Raw genomic sequence first — 24815 nt, 5'->3', positions numbered from 1 at the left:
TGTGACGATCATTCTATCTGATTATTTTGATCTGGTTTTTTAGCCAAACTCATCATATAAATTTTATCGCCAAATAAATAGATCCCTAAACCGATAATGATACAAGCTGCGCCATTAATAAGTGAATGACTAATCGCTTCATTATTTAATAACGATCCCCAATACAAGGCAAAAGCAGGGGTTATTAAAGTAACCAGCGCAACGGTACTGGCTTTTAATTTTTGCAATATATAATAGTAAGCGATAAAAGCAAAAAACGACCCTAACACCCCTAAATATATGACGGCCCAAAAGCCACGTGTCTCAATTTGAAAGGTCGGTATTTGACCGTCACTTAATAACCACACGATACCAAAAACAGGAGTGGCAAAGCTCAAAGTGCCTAACGTACTGGCGATTGGGTTTATCTGTATTTGTACGCTTTTAACAAGCACGCCGCTTAAACTAAATAAACTAACCGCGATTAAAACAAGCACAATGCCTATCCAACCATTTTGATATAAGTTAAAGTTGTCAAAACTCACAATACCTAACCCCGTAACCGCTAGCGCTAAGGCTATTTTTTGTGCCATGCTAAATTTGGGTTCGGCTAATATCTTTTGTGCAAGTAAGCCCGATAATATGGGAGATAAGCCAAATATTAATGACATTAAACCACTCGAGATATAAGCCGCTGCCAAATAGCTCAATAACATACCGCCGACAATACCAATGGCTGAAAAAAAATAAAGCTTGCGGGCTGCTCGATCCCAAGGCATTTTGATTGACCAGAGCTTAACCACAATCCAACCTATAACGAGTGCAATAGCCATACGTAAAAATACAGCAAATGTTGGGTGAAATACTTCAGTACTCCAAACAATGCCTAAAGGGGTTGTTGACCATACTAAAACTACTGCGATATAGGCGGCTGGAACGGACATGTCTTTCTCCTTAAATTGACCAGTCGTAAATCATTGACAGATAAGGAAAAGGCAGAAAATAAAGAAAGGATTATTACCGCAGTTTCGATATCTGCGGTTGAGTAAAATAAACGTTAAATCACTACCACAGCAACACTAATACGCACCATAACGCAGACGCGCCAGAGTCGATTGATGTGTTTAAATGTAGGCAGTAAAATTGATTTCATGTTTTATTTCATAAATAGGTTAATACACTTTTAGCATCGCGTGTATTGTTAATACAGTCAAGCTATTTTTCAGAAAAGACCGCTTTTTGCGTTAAGCTAAAAGCTTGATAGATTAAATCTTCAATGAGTGAGCTAGGTTCAGATTGTGAAGCCAGGCCCAAACGGTATTCAAATGTAATATGCAAATTTTCTTGATCGCAATCTATTTGAATTTTATCAGCGAGTAACTTAATTTCTTGGGCTGTATTTTGTAAATTCATGTTTGAAAAAAAGGCGGTAAAAGCCGATTCAGAATACCGAGCAATGACATCAGATGAACGCAAAGTTGAACGACAATTTTGGGTTATTATTTTAATTAATGCGAGTTGAGCTTCTTGTCCTCGTTGATGTTTTAAAGTTAATAGTTGAGGACATTCTATATAAGCTAGCGTGTAGGGGGTTTTTAGTTTTAAGCATTGGGCTAAAGATTGCTTTGCGAGTAATACAAACGTAGCATCATCTGACAGTCCAGATGGTTTATCAATGGCTAAACTTTGGTTATTTAAAAGCTCTAACTCAACTAAGTGGGCAATCTGTTTGAGTTGCGCAGCATCCGCTGGGGTAAATGTTTTTGGTTCAGGATCAATTAAACATAGTGTTCCTAATTTTGAGCCATTAGGGTGGGTCAGTTGGGCTCCAACATAAAAGCGAATTTTTGGGTCTGCTGTAACCAATGGGTTGTCAAAAAAGCGTTCATCTTCAAGTGCATCTTCTACCACCAATAGGTCATTTTGTAGAATAGAGTGACCACAAAATGAGATGTCTCTAGGGGTTTCTTTTGCGTTTAAACCCACACATGACTTAAACCACTGACGGTTGCTGTCGATCAAGCTGACTAAACTAATTGAAACGTCGAACATTTTTGCCACAATGCGCGTTAATCGATCAAATCGCTCTTCAGCCGGCGTATCCAAAACATTAAGAGACTGTAACGTTTTTAAGCGTAAATCTTCATTAGTTGGTATTAAAGGGGTTTTCATGCCGTTTCTCTCAATACAATCGTTTTAGTTCAAGTGTAACTATAGTTGAACTTGTCAGTTATTGAGATAGTCTATTTTAGTGTAAACCTAATATATTTAAGATATTACACATGTCGAATCGAATTTTAGTCGAAAGGCTCTCATCTAACATCATCATCTCAGCAACTTCCCCTATACTGTTAATATCAGTTGTGTTGCCGTCGAGTATAAAGAAATGATCGTAACCAAGTTGAGATATATGACTAAATATTGATTGCATGTCCATTGCGTTGTGACCTTTAAATGTTTCCATAATAAAATAACTGTGTTGAGATAACTTGAGTTCATTGTGATTTCAAATTGTGGAGATAATATGCAAATAGGTTGCTATTTTCAGGGTTTGCCATGCAAAGTGTGAAGTTGATCTCATTAAATCTATTTTATTGTGATAAAAGTGAAATAGAACACATTATCATTGGGTCAATGTTGGTGATTTTATTGTGATACTAACAGTGGTTATTCAACGTAATGATTAAAAGTCTTTATTTTAAGTTGCTAGTTAAATTAGTTAAGGTTAAGCATGAAAAATATAATAACAACAAAACGTGATTTTATTAAGCGTGCACTTTTACTCTCGGGTTATAGCCTAAGTGCGGGGTCCGCGTTACTTTCGCCGTTGGTCTACGCACTCGGAAAAATCCCTCGCGAAATGGCAGAAAACGAATCAATTTTTACGTTATCTGGCAAAGTGAAAGTTAATGGTAATGTGGCAACCCCGAATACAATCATTACGCCTAATTCAACGATCCAAACAAGTTCAAATAGCCAGTTAATTTTTGTGGTGGGCAAAGATGCTCATATTCTACGTGAAAACAGTTCAATAACGTTATCTCAAGATAAAGATAAAATCGAAAGTTCTTTGCAAGTAACGAAAGGCAAAATATTATCTGTTTTTGGCAAACGCACGGGGCAAGAGTCACATCAAATTAAAACCACAACTGCCACTATCGGTATACGAGGAACAGGGGTATATACCGAATCTCACGACGATCATAGTTATGTTTGCACGTGTTATGGTCAAACCGCTATTCAAGCTTTACATGATAATAAAAGTGAAGAAATAATTACGGCTCAGCACCATGATTCACCTCGCTTTATCATGGCCGATGGCAAACCTGGCCAATTAATTACTAGCGCACCTATGTTAAATCACACAGACGAAGAACTCATGCTAATTGAGGCGTTAGTGGGGCGCACGACCCCTTTTTCTTCATTAATGGGATATTCAGCCCCGAATAGTGATTATTAAATGATTTCACGCCAAAAAGGGGCTTTTCTAGTCACTTTTATCATGTTTTTTATTGCCGTATTGCATTTAATATCGGTTTTTAGATTAAATGTAATCGATGATTTTGAGCGTTTTATTTATGATCAGCGTTTAATCATGAACATGCCCAACACCGTCGATGAGCGGGTTGTTATTGCTAATATTGATGAGGCCAGCATTCGAGAGTTTGGTCGTTGGCCTTGGCGTCGAGATGTATTAGCGGAATTCGTTAATATCTTGTTTGATCATTATCAAATAAAAACACTCGGTTTTGATATGGTTTTTGCAGAGGCTTCGGATAATACAGGTGTTGAAATTTTAGATATTTTGGCTAATAGTCCAATTGCTGAGCACGCGCTATTTCCAACCGCTTACGAGAATCTCAAACCTCAACTTGCATTTGATGAGCAATTCTCAGTAAGTTTAGCAGACCGAAATATTGTATTAGGCTTAGTTTTTGAGCAAAAAGAGGCGCCTTTTACCAATCAACTTCCTTTACCTTTGATTTCACTTGATACCGAAATAGCAGACAAAACGGCATTGGTTAAAGCGCAAACATTTGTTGCTAATTTACCGCTATTGCATCAACAGGCAACTCGGTCTGGTTTTTTTGATAACCCGCTGCTAGATATTGATGGGGTGTTTAGACGAGTACCGTTAGTACAGCAAATTGAATCTCATCTTTATCCTTCACTTGCGCTGTCTCTTGCGGCTGCTGCTTTAAATGCACAAGCCATTAATATTGAATTTGCTGAACAGCCAAATCGACTAGCTGTAGATGCCGTATCGCTTGATGACTATTCGATTAAAACCGGAGAGCAAGCAGAGGTTTATGTACCTTATCGCGGACCAGAAGGCAGTTTTAATTATTTATCCGTTCGCGATATTTTACAGCAAACATTACCGGTAGAGGCATTAGCCAATAAAGTGGTATTACTGGGGACGAATGCAGCGGGTTTACTTGATTTACGAACAACGCCTTTTGCTAATACGTACCCTGGTGTTGAAGTGCATGCAAACTTGATATCGGGAATTTTAAATCAAAACTTATATCAATCGCCCAAGCATAAGTTAAAGTTTGAAATAGGTTTAATGCTGATCCTCACATTGGTTATTTTAAGTTGTTCGTTATTAAAAGATTTTCGAATATCCTTGTTTTGCACATTAGTGTTAATGGCTAGTGTTATCGGTTTAAGCCAATGGTATTGGTTACAGTTGATTGTGATGCCAACAGCCACCTCACTAAGTTTAGCGCTAAGCCTTTTTTTAAGTTTGATGATTTACAACTTGTTAGCTGAAGTTAAACAAAAAAAATCAATTGTAAAACGTTTTGGCCAGTATGTTCCGCCTGATTTAGTGAGCCGAATGGCACAAGCGCCTGAGCAATATCAGCTCGAAAGTGAAAGCAAAGAATTAACGGTTTTGTTTTGTGATTTACGAGACTTCACCAGTATTTCAGAGCAACTAACACCAGAGCAATTGTCGGTAATGATGAATTTATACTTGACCGAAATGACCAAAATAATTCATAAACATCATGGTACGATTGATAAATACATGGGCGATGCCATTATGGCATTTTGGGGTGCGCCTATTGTTGATGAACAACATGCTTATCATGCTAGCTTGGCCGCTGTTGAAATGTTGACATCGCTAACCACGTTAAACAAGCAATTACAAAAACAACAATTACCGGCTTTAAAAATGGGGGTTGGCATAAACACCGATGTGATGTTTGTCGGCAATATGGGATCTGAATTTAGAATGGCTTATACCGTGATGGGCGATGCCGTTAATTTAGCGTCTCGCCTTGAATCACTTACTAAGCAATATGGTTCGTCGATTCTTGTTGGTGAAAAAACCAAAAAATCACTGGATGCAATTAATCATAACGGTTTTTATCTTCGAATATTAGATTCAGTACAAGTAAAAGGAAAGCAGCGACCGGTTGATATTGCCGAGCTGTTAACAGAGCAGGATGATCTCGCACTAAAAAATACAATAGATGACTTTATTAAATTATACAAAGCTCGTCGTTGGCATAAAGCACGTCAGGCGCTTTATCGTTTGCATGCCGATTTTATCATTAAAGATGAATTACATACGTTATACATGACTCGGATCTCGTTTTATGAAACGAACCCACCCCCTGAAAATTGGGATGGCACTTTTGTTTATCAGAACAAATAAGCGTGCGTTTTTACCCCATTTATTCTAATTTACCAATAAGTATAATAATTTAATTTGATTACATTATTACGATAACTCAGATTTTTTGATACCTCGCTAGAAATATTTTTTAGTAATAATGTGATCTGATGCGTCGGTGCCAGTGTGTAATTTATACCAATGCTCCCTGAACGGGTATTCGCTTCATAGCGATAAGCCCACCAATCACCACAATGTAATTGATTCATTGCTTGATCTTGCCATTTTTTTTCAGCATATGTGTCTGCGTTATAATAAAGCTCAGTCATTTGAGCTTGGCAGTTAGTTGTTCTATTAATAGAGGTGATATCGCCTTTAGCGAAACGAATTTGGCTAAACCATGTGGTATGTTGATTAAATCGATAGCTTAATTGACCCAATATACTCAGTTCATTATTATCGAATACGGCGTGTTGAGCTTCAGAATTTTGCGCTTGCAAAGCCAGTGAGCCGGTTAATTTGTGCGTCAACCGTTTACTGACGCTTGTATTAATCTGCCAAGTATTATTATTTCTAGCATGGGTATTATTAGTCTTCGATAGGTACTTTAAGCCTATATTATAAACGGGAGCTGAAAACCCAAAATAAGGTTGCCATGCATACCCCAATCCTATTTGTATACTTTGCTCATCGAGTGACGATAATGCATGATATTTTGTTGTTTCAATTTGTGCGCTTGCTGATAATAAATGGCGCGGTTTAAATTCATTTTTATGTAATGCTTGAACCGATAGTTGGATATTTTCGTCACTCACTTTATCGGTTTTAGTCAACGATAATGTGGCATTATTCACGTGAGCAAGCGCGGTATTTACTTTTAAATAAGTGACGGAACTTGCGTAAGCTATTCCACTAATACCACAATAGAGTAAGCTGAAAAAAATCCAGCAGAAGTTAATTATTTTGTTTTTAAAATGCATGCATAAACCACGTTATGTTTAGTCGGAAAAACTCAAAAAGAGATGAGCTCAAGCACATTAATATTAGCTACAAGATAGCAAGTAGGCAAATAAACAAGGTAGATTGAAAAAAGTACGCTGATGTCAAAAATTACGGATAACATTAGGGCGTGTTTATCTTTGTGGTATAGATTTTGTTCAATTCCAAAGCGTTTTGATCGCGGCATTGGCTTGATGGCATAGTGGTTCTACGTCAAAAGCCAATAACAAAGAGCAAAACGTTTTGGATTGAACCCAAAGGGCAGCCCATTTGCACTATTTCTACTATGTTGCCCCACATGGATGTGGGGTAAGGTGACTTTGCAGGAGCATAAAGTCTTTATCGCTCTTTTATGTATAGTCTTCTCGCTCAGGTTTTATGGTTCATTGTCAGCGCTTACTCGCTCCAATCACATAATAGAGCATATGCTCATGGGGTCTCGAAGCTTGACGGCTTTCCCTAAAACCCGATCGCTTTGATTATAGAATAACGACACCGCAATCGCTCTGCCTTGTATAAATTGTGCAAATACAGCTGCAAAAGCATACACAAAAGATAAACACGCCCTAGTCTGTTATTTGCGTAAAAAAAACTGCGTTTTTACCGTTTATAACATAAACTTTAATTAGGTTTTATATGGGGTTAATTATACTTTGCGCAAAAATATAATGATATTCGTTGTTATTTGTTTAATTGGATGTTCTTTATCTGGCTTGATCGCGAACACAATTAGCCATATTCAAACTGAAAAAGTAGCGCTTGATTACCAACGAAAAATAGAAATCTTTGCGGGCCAAATTGAAAAAGAGTTCAAACTTAAGTTAGAAGTTTTATACGCGTTCCAAATGTTATATGCCAGCTCGGGTGAAATTTCAGCACAAGAGTTTGCTTATGCCAGTAAATTAGCTTTAGCTCGACATGCTGATATAAAAGCAATTGAGTGGGTGCCTTATGTTGGACATGAGCAACGAACACAATTTGAAAAATCTAATCAACAACGCCACCCAAACTTTAAAATTACAGCTAAAAACAGTGAAGGTGAACTGGTATTAGCCGATATAAAACCATTTTATTTCCCCGTACATTATATAGAGCCTTTACAAGGCAATGAAGCCGCGGTTGGTTTTGATTTGTCATCAGAACCTGAGCGACTTGCAACATTAGAAAAAGCGGAAGCGCTCGGCAAAGAATATGCTTCTTCGCCGATAACATTAATTCAAGCTGAAGATGAAGGGTTAGGTCTTATCATATCGCTACCGCTATTTAGCCGCCCATTTGATCAATATCAAACCGATGAGCACAATATAAAGGGATATATAATATTAGTTTTTCAACTTAATGTGTTGTTCGAGCAGGCGTTATCAAAGGGATTAATAGGGCATCATAAAATACAGCTACATGACATAACAAACCTAAATGAATCACCAAGGTTATTAAGTGAAATTGTTTTTCCTACTGCGATATTTGAAGCATTAACGGCTAAATCCGTTATTCATGATTTAGCCGCTCGTACATGGCAAGTTACCGCGGTCCCGGCAAAAGAATCTATTAGTGAGCAAATGGGTCACTCGTCCTTGATGATTTTATCTATCGGTTGCTTATTTAGCGTTTTAACGGCTTGGTTTGTCTACCATCTCAATATGTCAACTTTGCGCACTCGACTACAAGTTGTTAAACAAACTAAAGAATCAAATAGCAGTAAACATTTTTTAGAAGAAATTACGAATGCCGTCCCGACATTACTGGCTTATGTTGATGAAAAGCTAACGTACCAATTTATGAATAAAACTTACGAGCGTTGGTATAAAAAACCGCAAGATAGTGTGATTGGTCAATCAATATATCAAGATTTAGGTGATGAAGCGGTTGCTAAATTGCAGTCTTATGTGCAAAAAACCATGTCAGGAGAGGTTAGCCGGTTTGTGTCAACTCACCAAGTGAGTCAGGGGCCGCGACATACCCGGTCGTCATTTACCCCTAACTTTAATCATAAAGGGGATGTTGTGGGGTTTTATGTTGCGATCGAAGATATTTCGCAACAAAAAGAATCAGAAGAGAAGTTGCAAGAGCATGCTCTAGAGCTTGAATTTCAAACATGGGCACTCGAAGATTCAAAAGATAAAGCCGAAGCTGCAACACGCATTAAATCTGAATTTTTAGCTAATATGAGCCATGAAATTCGCACCCCAATGAATGGCGTTTTAGGCATGTTAGCTTTATTAAAAAAATCTGAATTAAAAGACAAGCAAGCCCGATATGTCGATTTAGCCGAATTAAGTGCGAGTACGTTATTAACTTTGATTAATGACATTTTAGATTTTTCTAAAGTAGAAGCTGGCAAGCTCGTGCTTGAGAATAAAGATTTTAACCTACATGAACTACTTAAAACGTTTGGTGATTTAACTCAAATAAAAACACAAGAAAAAGGACTTACTTTTTCATTGCTAGTCGCCGATGCCGTACCTAAATTTGTTATTGGCGATGAGGTTAGAATTAATCAAATTTTAACTAATTTAACCAGCAATGCGATTAAATTTACCAGTTCTGGTGCAATCAAAATTGTTATTAACTTAATCGAAACTCAAGCAAATTTTCATCGCATTCAAATAGAAGTACATGACACGGGTATTGGCATCGCTGAAAAAAATATGGCTCATTTATTTGATGCTTTTAGACAAGAAAATAGCTCAACGACTCGAGAGTTTGGTGGAACGGGGTTAGGTTTAGCGATATCTAAAAATTTAGCTGAGTTAATGCAAGGTCATATTGTGGTCGCAAGCGAGAAAAACAAAGGAACTTGTTTCACTGTCGAACTCTGTTTAGGTTTAATGAATGACAATGTGTTGGCTGAATTGGCGTTAAATGCTGAAGCCGAGGTTAATATAGAGAATCAGGTCATTACTGCTAACCCCACAGAAAGCGTAAATAAAAATCGCAATAAACATATTTTACTTGTTGAAGATAATTATGTTAATCAAGTGGTGGCAAGCGAAATACTTAAAGGCATGGGGTTTACGTTAGATATTGCAGATAATGGCTTAATTGCTATCAAACTGCTTGAAACACAGCCTGAAGGGTTTTATCAATTTATTTTAATGGATTGTTTAATGCCAGAAATGGATGGTTTTGCCGCTACTCGCAATATCAGAACCAATGACAAAGTGGCAAATGGTCAAGGTATTCCGATAATTGCGATGACCGCTAACGCGATGAAAGGTGACAGAGAACAATGTATTAATGCGGGAATGGATGATTATTTGTCCAAACCGATTGATCCACAAATATTGGCTGATGTACTGGCCAAATGGCAAAGTTAGCCGCCGCGTACACTCTGCTTAAGCCCCCTTAATGCTAATGCTGTTAAAGTTGATTTAGATCAATCTAACCATCTCTATCATTCTACGGCTTCAAATCACTTGATCTACATCAAGGTTACTTTTTCTTACCGCCTCTACTATTTATTTATCGTTAAAAATCAATAACAACTTACCGTTGTTAAAACAACGAGATGGATATTATGAGCAAAGAATCTGATCAAATCACCAAGAAATATGAATTTAGCGTGTTTTTATTTATCACGGTTGTTTTGTTTCCTTTATTGAGCATTATTTTAGTGAGTGGTTACGGCTTCAGTATTTGGATGATGCAATTATTGTTTGGTCCAACAACCTATTAACTATGGTTGATTTAAGCAAACGCCGTTTTTGGCGTGCCACGCCGGCCAACAAAATTAATGTTATGCGCCCACCGTGGAGTGCAGGTGAAGACGATTTTACACGTGATTGTACACGTTGTGGTGAATGCATTAAACACTGTCCGACTAAGGTATTAAACGTCGGAGAAGGGCAATTTCCGCAACTCGACTTTAATGAAAATGAATGTGATTTTTGTGAAGTGTGCGTGACGGTCTGTCCGACTAACGCGATTGATAAGCGTCACCCGAAAACGGCCCATTTTTATCCCAAAATTCTAGATACCTGTTTAACCCAAAACGATATTTATTGTCGAAGCTGTGGTGAAAACTGTGAGCCTCAAGCTATTCAGTTTACCTATATCGACAATGCCATTGCTAAACCGCAGATTGATCTTGATTTATGTATTCAATGTGGAGCTTGTGTTTCACCTTGCCCATCTACCTCAATTCAATTTGAAGCTAATTTAATCACTAAAATTTTATCTAACCAGGAAGTGCCTGATGTCTGAATATCATGTTGCGAGTTTTATAGTAAGAACGATGAAAGCGGATATGCCTTCGGTTATTGATTCTTGCAATCAAATCGAAGGCTGTGAAATTCATGGTCATGACGGCCAAGGAAAAATAGTTGTGACAATGGAAGGCCATAGCCATAAGCATATTGCAAAACTGTCTGATGCTTTGAATCAAGTCAAAAATATAATCGATATTAGCCCTGTTTATCACGAATACTTTGATGAAAGTATCGAAGAAAACGCAGCCTAAATAACGTTGAATAAGTAGGTCACAAAATGAAAATAACGCGTCGAGATTTTGTTAAAGCTAGCGCTGCGAGCGCAGCTGCTACCGCTGCTGGTATCACTTTACCGGCAAATGCTAGTAATATAATAACCCGTTCTGAGTCAACTCAATTAAAATGGGACAAAGCGCCGTGTCGCTTTTGTGGTACGGGCTGTAGCATTAATGTTGCAACTAAAAATGGTAAAGTTGTTGCAACTCATGGTGATATTAAATCACCGGTAAACCGGGGACTGAATTGTGTTAAAGGCTACTTTTTATCTAAAATAATGTATGGCGCCGATCGATTAACAAAACCTTTATTGCGTAAGAAAAACGGGACATATGACAAAAACGGTGAATTCACTCCTGTTAGCTGGGATGAAGCATTTGATGTAATGGCAGATAAATATAAAGCCGCCATTAAAGCAAAAGGTACTGGCTCAATTGGCATGTTTGGATCGGGCCAATGGACTGTCATGGAGGGGTATGCTGCCGTTAAATTAATGAAAGCCGGCTTCAGAAGTAATCATATTGATCCCAATGCTCGTCATTGCATGGCGTCGGCAGTGGGGGGCTTTATGAGAACCTTTGGTATTGATGAGCCAATGGGATGTTATGACGATATTGAACATGCGGATTCATTTGTGCTTTGGGGATCAAATATGGCTGAAATGCATCCCATTCTTTGGACGCGTTTAACTGATCGCCGATTAAGCAAGCCAGATGTTGATGTTGCTGTATTATCCACTTATCAACACCGTAGTTTTGATTTGGCTGATATACCGATGATATTTAAGCCACAAACTGATTTAGCCATTCTTAATTTTATTGCTAATTATATTATTCAAACCGACAGTGTTAATTGGGACTTTGTTAATAAACACACGAATTTCCGTATGGGCACAACGGACATCGGTTATGGATTACGTGATGAACATCCACTACAACAAAAAGCCAAAAATGTAAAAAGTGCGGGCGGTTCAACCGCTATTGATTTTGACGCATTTAAAAAGTTTGTTAGCACTTATACGGCTGAATATGTAGCCGAACTTTCTGGTGTAGAAACGGATCAATTAATTAAATTAGCAAAAATATACGCAGATCCGAGTAAAAAGGTTACGTCATTTTGGACAATGGGCTTTAACCAACATACACGTGGTGTTTGGGCTAATAACCTCATTTATAATATTCACCTATTAACGGGTAAGATCTCAACACCGGGCAATAGTCCTTTTTCATTAACAGGCCAGCCTTCAGCGTGTGGTACCGCACGTGAAGTGGGTACTTTTAGTCACCGATTACCGGCCGATATGGTTGTCGCGAACCCTAAACATCGTGCTTACGCTGAAAAAATCTGGAAACTCCCCGAGGGAACGGTGCCTGCAAAACCAGGTTATCACGCCGCATTACATAACCGTAAATTGAAAGATGGTGATTTAAATGTGTATTGGGTGCAGTGTAATAACAATATGCAAGCCGCCGCGAACATTAATGAAGAAGCCTATCCCGGTTACCGTAACCCGGATAATTTTATTATTGTCAGTGATGCCTATCCGACGGTAACAGCACAAGCTGCTGATCTAATTTTACCGGCCGCAATGTGGGTAGAGAAAGAAGGGGCTTATGGTAACGCAGAGCGTCGTACACAATCTTGGTATCAACAAGTTCAAGCGCCTGGCGAAGCGAAATCGGATTTATGGCAACTACTAGAGTTTTCAAAACGGTTTAAAATTAATGAAGTTTGGCCTGCTGATTTAGTGGCTAAGCAACCTGAATTAGCCAATAAAACATTATTTGAAGTGTTATTTGAAAATGGCAATGTCAATGCTTATTCACTCGACGAAGTGCCTAACGATCGCCTTAACGATGATGCACGTGATGTTGGTTTTTATGTTCAAAAAGGGTTGTTTGAAGAATACGCGGCCTTTGGCAGAGAGCACGGACATGATTTAGCACCTTATGATCGTTATCACACCGAGCGCGGTTTACGTTGGCCGGTTGTTGATGGCAAAGAGACATTATGGCGATATAAAGAAGGCTCAGATCCTTATGTTAAACCCGGTACGGATTTTGAATTTTATGGTAAACCGGATGGGCGCGCTATCATTTTTGCCTTGCCTTACGAGCCACCAGCAGAATCACCAGATGATGAATTTGATTTATGGTTAAGCACGGGGCGTGTGCTTGAACATTGGCATAGTGGTTCAATGACGCAGCGAGTACCTGAATTGCATAAAGCTATTCCTGATGCGCTGATTTATATGCACCCAGCTGATGCTAAAAAGCGGGGCTTACGTCGAGGAGATGAAGTTAAATTAAGCTCTCGTCGCGGTAATATAAAAATTCGAGTCGAAACGCGTGGTCGTAATAAGCCACCAGAAGGACTTGTATTTGTGCCTTGGTTTGATGCAGCCCGTTTAATCAATAAAGTAACATTAGATGCAACCGATCCTATTTCAAAACAAACTGATTATAAAAAATGCGCAGTTAAAGTGGAAAAGGTGTAGGAGAGTAATGATGATAAATAAAAATGCGATCACCCTTATTTTATGTGCAGTTGGTATGCTTTTTTCTTTGACTTTGATGATGAAAGCGCATGCCGATCCGATTAACCCTATTTTGAAAGCTGAGATTAATCAAGATAGGCCCGCAGAAGCGATTGCAAAGCCGATCGTTAATGATGTAAAGCAAGTGCGTAATTACCCGATGCAACCGCCACTTATTCCACATAACATTCGTGATTACCCAATAAATACGAATGTTAATAAATGTATGGCGTGTCATAACCGCACCCGTACGGAAGAAAGCCAAGCACCGATGATTTCTGTGACGCATTATATGGATCGAGATGGTAACTTTTTAGCTGAAATGTCACCTCGCCGCTATTTTTGTAATCAATGCCATGTACCACAAACTGATGCCAAACCGGTCGTTGAAAATACGTTTGTTGATATGGAAGCGATGGTTAAAATTGCTGAGCTCATTAAGGAGTAATGTATGAAGCGCTTTAAGAAATATTGGAAAGTATTTAGCAAGCCCAGTATCCACTTTAGTTTAGGTTTTTTAGCGTTAGGCGGTTTTATCGCCGGTATTATATTTTGGGGGGGATTTAATACCGCCTTAGAATTAACCAATACCGAAGAGTTTTGTGTTGGTTGTCATGAAATGCGAGAAAATGTATTTCAAGAACTGCAACCGACGATACATTATTCTAACCGGTCTGGTGTGCGTGCTACTTGCCCTGATTGTCATGTTCCACATGAATGGTCTGATAAAATCGCGCGTAAAATGGCGGCCTCAAAAGAAGTGTGGGGTAAAATATTTGGCACAATAGCAACAAGAGATAAATTTTTAGAAAAACGTCGGCATTTAGCTGAAAATGAATGGGCTCGGTTAAAAGCCAATGATTCATTAGAGTGTCGTAACTGCCATAATTTTGATTCTATGGACTTTACGTTACAAGGTAAGCGAGCGGCTGAACAGCACAGTACTGCGCTGGCGAGTGGCGAAAAAACCTGTATTGATTGCCACAAAGGCATTGCGCATCACCTGCCTGACATGACAGGGGTAAAAGGTTGGTAGGTTAAGTCGATAAATTAATGAAAAGGTTTGAGCTATTTCAAACCTTTTATTTATTTTTTTTGTGTGAAAAATAACCTATCATAGTGTGAAAAGTGACTTTATTAACAATGAGATATACTCCCTATCAGTAAATTTAGTTCACAAGAAATGTACTCTCCTATAGGCTAAAATCGCCTAATTTACTATTTATTTCTGAAATACAGACTCAATTCCAGTAGAATATGGCCATGATTATTTATGGGGGAAATATTAGTGCTTGATATTGAACAAATCGAAACTCTTTTTTGTCAGCAAATCGTTGAACTTGATAAAGTATGGACTATTCAAGATGAAAAAGGCATTCCAACACCGTTAAATTCAGAGAACATTCGCTCGATGCCATTCTGGTCTGAATTAACCTCAGCTGAAAGTTTCATTGCAAAAATGGCGGGCTATGAAGCCTTTCAAGTATTAGAAATAGCACGTGAAGCCTTTGTTGATAAATGGATTTCAGGTATTCACCAAGATGGTTTATGTATTGGTTTAAATTGGTCTGCTGAATCAGACAATAATATTGATATCGAACCTGCTGAGCTTGCAGATAAAATTAAACAAGTGACTAAGTAGGTGCTGATATGGTTGTAAAAGTTAAAACTGAGAAACAAAAAGCCAAGCTTTTAGAGAAACAGCTCGCTGATAATCCTGATTTACTGCAAAAAAATGATGCGACAGTAGAATCACATGTGCAACGTCAAAAAGATGAATGGTATTTAAATACCATTTTATTAGAAGGTTATGATGTACCTTTTAAATTTAAACGTAAAAAATTGTATAAAACGTTGCAAGGTGCAAAAGTAAATCTAATTTATTACCCTGATATTGATCATGTTGCAGGGTTTGAAGTAGAAGTCATGCGCATTGTCAGAATTAAACGTTCATAATTATACCCAAGCTATCTGGGTATAAACGTGATTGCAACGCGTTTTCAAGCTTCCCATTATTCATTATTCAAATAAAAGCCCCTTTACGCGTTAGCGTAAAGGGGCTTTTTTGTTTGTACTAAATAATGACGAGACAACCAGCCAATTAAATCAAGGTTATTGTCGTAAAAATTGTTTTAATTGCCCAATCGCTCTGGCTAAAACACTATTTGAATGCGGCTCGGTATCGAGAGTGCGTTGTAATGAATGACTTATTAATTTGGCCTTATTATCGATAAACGTTGCTTTGTTTTTATCCCACACGTAGATAAATTGACTATCTGCAGAGACAAACCAATCTTTATTTTGCGGTGATGCAAATAAATTTTGACCAAAGCGTTTACCTGTTGCTTGCCAATCACACCCTAACCAACCGTTTAATACACTGGGTAAAATATCGTAATTACTGACCATATTAGGTAATGAACCTAACGATTCTGTCGAGGTTGTATGACTTGCTTGTCTTTTACTGGTGTAAATTAAACTCGTCGTGAATTGACCACTTGGTTTAAGCACAACTAAGTGCTGGTTATCTTGTTGTGTCATTAGTTGCTTAATCGAGTAATGCAAAGCTTGATGACTTTTCACGGTGTAATGATTAACAAATAACGCGTTATTACCTTTAATGTAACTCGGCATTGATAAGTCAATGGTATGACTTAAATTTGCAGCCGATGGGTTAAATTTTAAACCCACATTTTGTTTAATCAGCGCGGTATTTAATATGCTTTTTTGCATGATCAACGGTTGGTAAATTACCGGCAAACCAAATAGCATTTCAAATGCAACGTGCTCATCTTCTACTGGTGACCAATAACGTGTCGAATCGGTTAAAAAATTCAACTTTTTTAATTCGTAATTAATCAACGGTAGTAATTCGTCGCTAACACTTAATACGGATAATGTCATATCACGTGTTGGATTTTGACAGGTTAGCTCATTTGAAGGCATGGTTAAGTGATAACCCGACACATTAAAATACAGTTCTTTTTTATCTAAGTAATCGGTTAAATCAATTAAGCCAGAGCCTGATAAAAAGTTTTTAGCCGTTAGTGGATAAGAGAAAGGTAACAAGTTATCTTTGGCTATAATAGGCTGGTAGACTTTGGCATCCGCCCAGATATGCACTAGATGTGTTACAAAAAAGCAGCCTAAAAAAGCTTGAGCCACTTTATAGCGTTTAAATTGCGCACTAATTTGTTCAAGATCTCGCCATAGTTTATTGCTTAAGGCTATTTCAATACTAAAAATAGCAGCATATAAAACAAAAAAGGCAGCAAAAAAGCCAGACGGAATTTTATCAACTAAAAAACTAACATCCGATTGAATGTTAGCAGTAGAGAAAAGATCTAAGTGATATAAATTGACCGAATAAAAAATACTATCAACAAATAGTAAACTTAAACCCGTAGTTGACACCACCGCTGACCAAATGCGACTAAACCCCATATTTTTTGTACCGGCGAGCACCGGGAATATAGCTAATACATAAACAACAAAAAATAGAAAGGCGATATGCCCAACCCAATATAGCAATAAGTAAATAATACCTAATAAACTATCGGGCATGGGTTCAGCAAAAAAATAAATGCTTGAAACGATAAGTCCCAAGAATACATTGATTACGGTAAACCAATGACCCCAAGATAAGAGTTGCGATTGCCGAGAGGCAGAGTTTAACCACATATGATCAGTTTCTTATTTTAGCGCGTGTTTTAAGGCGAGACTAAATTGCTCGATGATTTTTTGTTGGCTAGGTTTGTCATAGCTTTTTTGCACTTGGCTAATAACTGCATCGCCTAATGCCATTAAAGCTAAATCGGTTGGTGTGTTTTGCGCTTTAAGCGCGATATTAATTGCGTTTACTACTTTCTCAAATTCATCATTTGAGTATTTACTTGATTGAGCCATGGGCACTTTTACTTTACTATATATAGATACTCTAATTTTAGTTCCTCTTTGATAGAAAACTCAATGGCTTATGTCTATTTCTAGTGCACAAATTTATTTTAATCGCTTAATTCATGGCGATAACCGTATTAATTTACAATTATCGGCTGCAACTTGCGTTGACGGTCAAACTGCTGAGTATTTAGCAGAAGGTATTCATACTTCGTTTATTAAGAAAGGCCAGAAAGAATATTGTCAATTTAAAGACGATAGTGAAGTGGCTGAACAACTTAAATCGGGTGTGAGTGGTCAAGCGTTAGCTGATCATATTTTTAATGCATTACAACAATCAATCGACGTTGAAGCGCCCCCCGCAGAGTCAATATTAGTGGTTGCCTGTTACCAGCATTTAGCATCGGAATATGTGTTAGCTGCTGTTTTAGGGGTTAAAGATTCTGTATTGTTAAATGACGCAATAAGTGCAGAGCGCTCACAATATTTAGATATTGCGAACATTCAATTAGCGGTACAGCTCGACATGAGCGAGTTTGGCGTGAACCCAGATTCTGAACGCGCAATTGCTTATATAAAAGGGCGAGTGGGCCGCACTGTTAATGATTTTATGGCGGATGCTTTAGGAATTGAACCTAAATTAAACGCGAAAGATGCTACGCAAAAATTAATTGAAACGGTTGAAACCTTTATTTCAGATAATTCTGATGATGAAAAAGCGTCTTCTGTGCGTGAGGTTACGTTAGATGTAATGAAAAATGCATCTGAAGTGGGTGACTTTTTAGATGTGCAGCATTTATCGGAAGAGATCGAAGAAAAAACCGGTTTAGCGGGGTTTTATGATAAAGCAGCCGAAGATGAAGAGTTTAATGACTCTTGTCCGGTGTATTTATCAGCGTCAAAATCACTGAAAAAATTCTTTGGTCAAGGTGGTGGGATGAGTTTGTCATTTAACCGTGAATTATTGGGTGAACATATACATTATGATCCCATTGCTAAAACACTTAAATTCACTAAGTTACCGCCGAATTTACTTGATGCTTTAGAAAAGAATGGTTAATACCAATCCGTAATAATAAGTGCCCACTCAGCGAGCGTTTAAATGCGCTTAAATGAAAGAATAGTGGTGCTCGTTTGAGTTCGAGCAACACAGAGTAAGCGCATTTAAAACTCGCCTGAAAGGAATGCCCCAGCGGCTTTTGACCTGCGTTATCGGTATTTGAAAGGGAACAACCATTCCTACACACCGACGCCTTGTTCAAAAACCGCTGGATTCATTCTGAGAGATCACTTATTTATATGAATTGGTATAATTCGATTTTAAAATCAACATGTTGATCAAAAAAGAGCTTATCGCTGTTAATATCGATAAGCTCTTTTTTATGCGCTAAGTCATTAATTTGCTACGGTCTAGCTTGTCTAATTAAGCCGTTTATCCTAATTGGCTTTAATACCAATCCGTAATAATAAATGCCCACTCAGCGAGCGTTTAAATGCGCTTAAATGAAAGAATAGTAGTGCTCTTATGAGTTCGAGCAACACAGAGTAAGCGCATTAAAACTCGCCTGGAAGGAATGCCCCAGCGGCTTTTGACCTGCGTTATCGGTATTTGAAAGGGAACAACCATTCCTGTACACCGACGCCTTGTTCAAAAAACGCTGGATGCATTCTGAGAGATCACTTATTTATATGAATTGGTATAATCTGATCTTGTAGCTTCTCTTCAATGCAATCGAACAATTTACCGGTAATATCGACATCAAACGCATTTGATATTTCTTGAACACAAGTTGGGCTGGTTACATTTATTTCAGTTAATTTATCGCCGATAACATCTAAACCAACAAAAATTAGGCCTTTTTCTTTCAAGGTTGGGCCCACTTGCTCTGCTATCCATCTATCTGAATCGGATAGCGGACGAGCTTCGCCACGACCGCCTGCGGCTAAATTGCCCCGGGTTTCACCTTTAGCAGGAATACGCGCTAAACAATAATCAATGGGTTCGCCATTTATCATTAAAATGCGTTTATCACCTTCGGTTATTTCAGGTATGAATTTTTGCGCCATAGTGTAACGCTCACCGTGTTCAGTTAAAGTTTCAATGATCACGCCGACATTAGCGTCTGCTGGTTTTAACCTAAAAATAGAAGCGCCACCCATACCATCGAGTGGTTTTAATATGATATCTTCGTGAGTATTATAAAATTCACGTAATCGCTTAGGGTCTCGTGTTACTAGTGTTGTCGGGCAGCATTGCGGAAACCAAGATGTATATAATTTTTCATTAGCATCACGCAAGCTTTGTGGTTTATTAACGATTAGCGTACCTTCTCGTTCTGCTTGTTCAAGCATATAAGTCGCATAAATATATTCAGTATCAAAAGGAGGATCTTTGCGCATCAGTACGACGTCGAGTTCGGCTAATGGCCAATCATTTTGGTTTTCAAACTGATACCAATCTTCAGGATCATTTTGTACTGTAAATTGTTTCATGCTGGCGTAAGCTCGGCCATTTTCAATATATAAATCACTCATCTCCATATAATATAATTCGTAACCGCGAGCTTGAGCGGCCAATAACATTGCGAAGCTGGTGTCTTTTTTAATATTAATGTCTGCTATGGGATCCATAACAATACCGAGTTTAATAGACATAATGATCCTATAATTTTTAGATGAGGTTGTTTTACTTATCAATCTGAATTCGGGTAAACAGTAGCTAATACATTGTTATTACTTTAGGTGGTTATTTTACGTGTATTTAGCGAGTTGATTGTATAAAAGTTAGGTTGGGGCAAAGCTGAATAATTCAATCACTCAGCTTTATTCTTTCCGTGACTATTTTTTATATTATTCAAAAGTAAACGTAAAGCCGGCTTCTTGCTGGTAGAGTTGTTCTTGCTCAAGGTCGGCAACAAAAAGTTTTTGGTGATTTAAAAAGTCATTAGGAAAACTAAAGTGAATATTTTCGCCATCAACCGATATCATATAACCTGGGATCCAGTTATCTCTTCTACGTAAATTGATGACAATCGCAATGCGTAAAATACGAATAATCCGTACTACTTTTGTTATTTTGTATAAAGTAAAACTGGGTAATTCTTCTAGGCGTAACTTTTTACGCTGTAGGCGCAATAAACTAGACACCAATATTTGTTCTTCTTGTACAAAGCCGGGAAGGGCAGAAAAGCTCGCAATATAAGCTGAGTGTTTGTGAAAAGCGGTCGAGTTTATGTGCAGACCGATTTCGTGTATTTGACAAGCCCAGCGTATAATTTGTTTATAATTTTTAGGCAGATTCCAATAACGGTCAATTTGCTCAACCATATAAAGCGCTGAACGCTGAACGCGCTCTGATTGCAGTGTATCAACATAATAACGTTTAACTAAGCTTTCAATCGTACGTTGCCTAATGTCATCGTGGCGTAAACGCTCTTCCATTTCATACAGTACACCTTCACGTAAAGCGGCATCTGAATAGGTTAAACTATCAATATTTAAAACTTCAAAAGCGGCGATTAATACAGCTAATCCGCCGGGCAAAACCGGGCTTCGATGTTCTGACACACCTGCAATATTAATTTGGTCTATCGTGCCGAAGCTTAACAACATCTGCTTTAATTTTTCGAGATGGGCCGCAGTGATATCACCTTGACTCCAGCCCGCTCTTATAATAACTTCTCTTATTGCTTTGATCGTTCCTGATGTGCCAAAACAGGCTTGCCAGCCGGTTAATTTATAGTGCTCTATTATATCTTCTAACTCTTGCTCGGCGTGAATAATCGCTTTATGAAAGGCACGGTCGGTTATTTCGCCGTCGTGAAAAAATTGTTGGGTAAAACTCACACAGCCCATCGAACGTGAGCTAAGGGCAATTGGATCAAAATGGTGACCAATAATAAACTCGGTGCTGCCACCCCCGATATCAATAACAAGTCGATTACCGGGTTGGCTAATCGTATGCGCGACACCTTGGTAAATTAAGCGAGCTTCTTCTTGACCACTAATTATTTCAATTGGATACGGAAAAACGTCTCTGGCTTGGTGTAAAAAATCTTGTGTATTGATTGCCGTGCGCAAGGTATAAGTTGCGACTACTCTAACGTTTTCTTCGCTAAGGCCTTCCAATGCGGTTGCCATTTGGGTGAGTGTTTCTAAGCCACGATCCATTGCAATTTGATTAAGCTGTTTATCTTTTGATAAACCATCTGCTAAGCGAACTCGCTGCTTAACTTTATGCAAAACCTGCAATGAGCCATCAACAATACGGGCAACAATTAGATGGAAACTATTAGAGCCTATATCGAGTGCCGCATAGACTTTACCGGTTTCTTCCGTTATTTGATCTGTTTTTTCCACCTAATTCTCCGAGGTTGTATTATTCGTTTTGCTCTTCTTGCAATTTCAGGTATTGATATATCGCGACTTGTGAACGGACTTTACGTCTATTTCCACGTTTCACATAGTGGTTTTTTTGCTCCGAATCGATTATCCGTGCTTTAGTTGTATCTGAAAATTGTAGATCAAGAAGGTCTTTTATTTGTTGCTTGAGTTTTTCATCATAAATAGGGCAACTGACTTCGATGCGATGATCGACATTACGCGTCATCCAATCTGCCGATGAGATGTATACTTTTTCGGCGCCGCCATTATGAAATACCATTACTCTAGGATGTTCTAAATAACGGTCAACAATACTGATTACTTGAATGTTTTCGCTCAAACCACTCACACCTGGTACCAGTTCACACATACCGCGTATAATCATACGCACTTTTACACCGGCTTGGCTTGCTTCATAAAGTTTTAATATGAGCGGTTTATCCACTAAATTATTCACTTTTAAAATAATTTGTGCCGATTTACCCGCTCTAGCATTGATGATTTCGTTATCGATTAAATTAGTTACCGGAATACGCATGTGAACAGGTGAAACCAGTAAATGTTTATAATCATAACGTTTGTACATGTTTTCAATAAAATCAAAAACATCTTCTACTTCTGAGCAAATTTCAGGATGCTGCGTAAACAAACTAAAGTCGGTATATAACTTAGCGGTTTTCTCATGAAAGTTACCCGTACCGATATGAGCATAACGAACTAATTCACCGTTTTCTTTGCGGGAAATGAGTAATAATTTTGAATGTATTTTTAAATGCTGGTTACCAAATATAACTCGGATCCCCGCATCAGTCATGCGTTTCGCCCATTCAATATTATTTGATTCATCAAAACGCGCTTTCAGTTCAACAACAACCGAGACTTTTTTACCGTTTTTTATCGCATCAATCAGTGAGCTAATAATATTTGAATTTTTAGCGACACGGTAAATATTAAGTTTGATACTTTTAACTTTAGGGTCAAACGCGGCCTGTCGAACAACTTCATTAAAATGATCGAAGGTATGGTAAGGGTAGTGCAATAAAATATCTTGTTCTTGAATGGCTTTAAATACATTCGCGAACTTTAAAAATTTATGATGTTTTAGTGGGGGTAGCGGCTTGTTTTCAAGGTAGCTACGACCGATATTAGGAAATGAGATAAAATCTTTAAAGTTTCTGTAACGGCCACCCGGTAGCAGGTTGCCATCATCATCCGCGACATTCAATTTTTCTTTTAAAATGTTTAATACATCGTTAGGCATATCACGATCGTAAACAACTCGAGTTGGCTTTGCATCAATGCGCTGTTTTAAACCTTCAGACATCTGCTCAACCAAGCTCACATCTATCTCGTCGCTAATACCAAATTCTGCATCTCGTGTTATTTTAAACGAATGCACATCAAAAGATTCATATTCAAAAAAGCCACCAAATATTTCGTGCATTGAATGAATTAAAACATCATCAAGCAAAATAATATTTTTCTTCTTTTTAGTGCGTTCGGCAGGTAATTGAATAAATCGCGGCATTGCATCGGTTGGCACATCTAAAATGGCGTATTGAGTTGAATCACCATTACGAATAGCCACCGCTAAATAGGTGGTTGAGTCACTTAAATGACTAATTAAATCGGTATTTTCACGTACTATAATCGGAGTAATATGGCGTAATACTTGTTCTTTAAAAAAGTTCTTTAACCAATCACTGTGAAAAGCCGAAAGATGAGAATGATCAATTAAATAAATATTATGTTTAATTAATTCTTTAACGACATCTTTATGAATTCGCTCAAAATTATCTTGTAGTTTTAAGATCTTTTTCTGTATTTTTTTTAACAGTGATTCATCTTCTGGATCGTCGCTGTGTTCATTGTTTATAAGAATTTGGCGTTTAACGTCGGCAAAGCGAACCCTGAAAAATTCATCTAGATTATTAGAAAATATTCCTAAAAAGCGCACTCGTTCAACAACGGGTACGCTTTTGTCGCCGGCTTCTTGTAATACTCGTTCATTAAAAGAAAGCCAGCTGAGTTCTTTTTGATTAAATAGTTGTTCTGATTTCGCCATCATCATGTCTTAATAATTCAGTAAAAATGCAATGTATAAGCTATATCACGTTTTTATTGCATCTTTATGAATGCAGTTCATTTATTTATAATAACGTTATATCGACAATCAAATCATCAGTTATCGATTCGAGCCCATCAATAGCGGCATCTATCGCGTTGGTGTCTGAAGCTTGTATTTCAATTATTGCCTTAAATAGGTTGCCACCCCAGTTAGGTGCAGGAGACGTTTCAGAGCTGAGTTTTAATACATTAATATTATTTTTTGCTAATACGGATGATACGTCTTTGATTATACCATTGCGGTCATTACCGGTGACTTCGATGATATGGCTCGTTTTTGCCTGCTCATTACTCAATGAAGATGTAGCTATATCAATAATAAAATCAGCTTGTTGTAATTGCTGTAAAGCCGTAATTAATTGGGTTTGTTGCTCTTCAGCTACACTGATCTCAACTACACCGGCAAATTTACCTGCTAGTTGGCTAAAATTACTGGCTTCCCAATTACCATTGTGATGAGTCACTATTTTTGCAAGCTGTTCAATTATGCCGGGCTTATCGTTTGTGATGAGCGATGTAATTATTTTTATCACGGCTCTTTATCCTTTGAATTTATTAGTATTTAGTATGGATCTAATCTAGATGAATTGTAAAGTATCAACAAGATTTATATCGTTAAAAATGATAGATTATTTTAAATTTTTCAACTAACTTTTAAGAGGGCGTTGTAAAATTGAATCGTATTAAATCGATCTCCGATCAAAATGGGAAACTAAGTCCTTTTCATATGTAGGTACTTAAGCTCACTTATTAATCAATCCCGTTATTCTCAACCAAGGATGTA

The 24815-nt window shown here is 37.8% G+C and carries 22 protein-coding genes; 12 read left to right on the top strand and 10 right to left on the bottom strand.

Annotated features, from left to right (window positions below):
* Positions 1–8: 8 nt before the first annotated feature.
* From DPX34_RS10415 to DPX34_RS10405, 3 genes are all read right to left on the bottom strand, one after another.
* A complete protein-coding gene (locus tag DPX34_RS10415) occupies positions 9–923 on the bottom strand; it encodes a DMT family transporter (RefSeq protein WP_111978369.1) in 915 nt (304 codons plus the stop codon).
* 271 nt (positions 924–1194) lie between these two features.
* Complete coding sequence (locus DPX34_RS10410) at positions 1195–2151, bottom strand: sensor domain-containing diguanylate cyclase (protein ID WP_111978368.1); 957 nt, start codon at positions 2149–2151, stop codon at positions 1195–1197.
* A gap of 76 nt (positions 2152–2227) precedes the next feature.
* Positions 2228–2443 carry a hypothetical protein gene (locus DPX34_RS10405; RefSeq protein WP_111978367.1) on the bottom strand — a complete coding sequence of 72 codons (216 nt, stop codon included), beginning with the start codon at positions 2441–2443 and terminating at the stop codon, positions 2228–2230.
* Positions 2444–2710: 267 nt separating this feature from the next.
* Between DPX34_RS10405 and DPX34_RS10400 the strand changes: the two genes are divergently transcribed.
* Both DPX34_RS10400 and DPX34_RS10395 read left to right on the top strand, forming a co-directional pair.
* The gene (locus DPX34_RS10400; RefSeq protein ID WP_111978366.1) at positions 2711–3439 is read left to right on the top strand and encodes a FecR domain-containing protein; all 729 of its coding nucleotides are present in this window, start codon (positions 2711–2713) and stop codon (positions 3437–3439) included.
* On the top strand, positions 3440–5647 hold the full coding sequence (locus tag DPX34_RS10395) for a CHASE2 domain-containing protein (RefSeq protein WP_111978365.1): 2208 nt from the start codon (positions 3440–3442) through the stop codon (positions 5645–5647).
* A gap of 29 nt (positions 5648–5676) precedes the next feature.
* Here DPX34_RS10395 and DPX34_RS10390 read toward each other — a convergent pair whose 3' ends face one another.
* Complete coding sequence (locus DPX34_RS10390; RefSeq protein WP_111978364.1) at positions 5677–6585, bottom strand: transporter; 909 nt, start codon at positions 6583–6585, stop codon at positions 5677–5679.
* Between the two features lie 672 nt (positions 6586–7257).
* Between DPX34_RS10390 and DPX34_RS10385 the strand changes: the two genes are divergently transcribed.
* The 9 genes from DPX34_RS10385 to DPX34_RS10345 all read left to right on the top strand — a co-directional run bounded on the left by DPX34_RS10385 (position 7258) and on the right by DPX34_RS10345 (position 15580).
* On the top strand, positions 7258–9921 hold the full coding sequence (locus tag DPX34_RS10385; protein ID WP_157964690.1) for a CHASE domain-containing protein: 2664 nt from the start codon (positions 7258–7260) through the stop codon (positions 9919–9921).
* 200 nt (positions 9922–10121) lie between these two features.
* Positions 10122–10280, top strand: a complete 159-nt coding sequence (locus DPX34_RS10380) for a periplasmic nitrate reductase, NapE protein (protein WP_111978362.1) — start codon at positions 10122–10124, stop codon at positions 10278–10280.
* Positions 10241–10807 (top strand): ferredoxin-type protein NapF, encoded by a 567-nt coding sequence (gene napF, locus DPX34_RS10375; protein WP_198673677.1) that lies wholly within the window; start codon positions 10241–10243, stop codon positions 10805–10807. Before DPX34_RS10380 ends, napF begins: the two co-directional genes overlap by 40 nt.
* Positions 10800–11063: a chaperone NapD gene (locus DPX34_RS10370; RefSeq protein ID WP_111978360.1), complete on the top strand. Its 264-nt coding sequence runs from the start codon at positions 10800–10802 to the stop codon at positions 11061–11063. The genes napF and DPX34_RS10370 overlap by 8 nt, the downstream gene beginning before the upstream one ends.
* 26 nt (positions 11064–11089) lie before the next feature.
* Entirely contained in the window at positions 11090–13585 is a 2496-nt protein-coding gene (napA, locus tag DPX34_RS10365) for a nitrate reductase catalytic subunit NapA (protein ID WP_198673676.1), read from the top strand.
* A 7-nt stretch (positions 13586–13592) separates the two neighbouring features.
* Positions 13593–14072 (top strand): nitrate reductase cytochrome c-type subunit, encoded by a 480-nt coding sequence (locus tag DPX34_RS10360; protein ID WP_111978359.1) that lies wholly within the window; start codon positions 13593–13595, stop codon positions 14070–14072.
* A gap of 3 nt (positions 14073–14075) precedes the next feature.
* Positions 14076–14660: a cytochrome c3 family protein gene (locus tag DPX34_RS10355; RefSeq protein ID WP_111978358.1), complete on the top strand. Its 585-nt coding sequence runs from the start codon at positions 14076–14078 to the stop codon at positions 14658–14660.
* A gap of 252 nt (positions 14661–14912) precedes the next feature.
* Positions 14913–15266: a DUF2750 domain-containing protein gene (locus DPX34_RS10350; RefSeq protein WP_157964689.1), complete on the top strand. Its 354-nt coding sequence runs from the start codon at positions 14913–14915 to the stop codon at positions 15264–15266.
* Positions 15267–15274: 8 nt separating this feature from the next.
* Complete coding sequence (locus tag DPX34_RS10345) at positions 15275–15580, top strand: hypothetical protein (protein WP_111978356.1); 306 nt, start codon at positions 15275–15277, stop codon at positions 15578–15580.
* A 156-nt stretch (positions 15581–15736) separates the two neighbouring features.
* Here the strand turns inward: DPX34_RS10345 and DPX34_RS10340 are convergent, their stop codons facing one another.
* A complete protein-coding gene (locus tag DPX34_RS10340) occupies positions 15737–17305 on the bottom strand; it encodes a DUF3413 domain-containing protein (RefSeq protein WP_111978355.1) in 1569 nt (522 codons plus the stop codon).
* 12 nt (positions 17306–17317) lie between these two features.
* Entirely contained in the window at positions 17318–17530 is a 213-nt protein-coding gene (locus tag DPX34_RS10335; RefSeq protein ID WP_111978354.1) for a YejL family protein, read from the bottom strand.
* A gap of 70 nt (positions 17531–17600) precedes the next feature.
* On the opposite strand from DPX34_RS10335, the gene DPX34_RS10330 reads away from it, so the two are divergent.
* A complete protein-coding gene (locus DPX34_RS10330; protein ID WP_111978353.1) occupies positions 17601–18581 on the top strand; it encodes a nucleoid-associated protein in 981 nt (326 codons plus the stop codon).
* Between the two features lie 617 nt (positions 18582–19198).
* Here DPX34_RS10330 and gshB read toward each other — a convergent pair.
* The 4 genes from gshB to DPX34_RS10300 form a co-directional block, all read right to left on the bottom strand.
* Positions 19199–20176 (bottom strand): glutathione synthase, encoded by a 978-nt coding sequence (gene gshB, locus DPX34_RS10315; protein WP_111978352.1) that lies wholly within the window; start codon positions 20174–20176, stop codon positions 19199–19201.
* A 195-nt stretch (positions 20177–20371) separates the two neighbouring features.
* Positions 20372–21880 (bottom strand): exopolyphosphatase, encoded by a 1509-nt coding sequence (gene ppx, locus DPX34_RS10310; RefSeq protein WP_111978351.1) that lies wholly within the window; start codon positions 21878–21880, stop codon positions 20372–20374.
* A 19-nt stretch (positions 21881–21899) separates the two neighbouring features.
* The gene (gene ppk1, locus DPX34_RS10305; protein ID WP_111978350.1) at positions 21900–23969 is read right to left on the bottom strand and encodes a polyphosphate kinase 1; all 2070 of its coding nucleotides are present in this window, start codon (positions 23967–23969) and stop codon (positions 21900–21902) included.
* 85 nt (positions 23970–24054) lie between these two features.
* A complete protein-coding gene (locus DPX34_RS10300) occupies positions 24055–24564 on the bottom strand; it encodes a glycine cleavage system transcriptional repressor (protein ID WP_111978349.1) in 510 nt (169 codons plus the stop codon).
* Positions 24565–24815: the final 251 nt, after the last annotated feature.

The sequence above is a fragment of the Algibacillus agarilyticus genome (assembly GCF_003286125.1).
Lineage (GTDB): Bacteria > Pseudomonadota > Gammaproteobacteria > Enterobacterales > Alteromonadaceae > Algibacillus > Algibacillus agarilyticus.
This window is presented reverse-complemented; position numbering and strand designations above follow the sequence as displayed.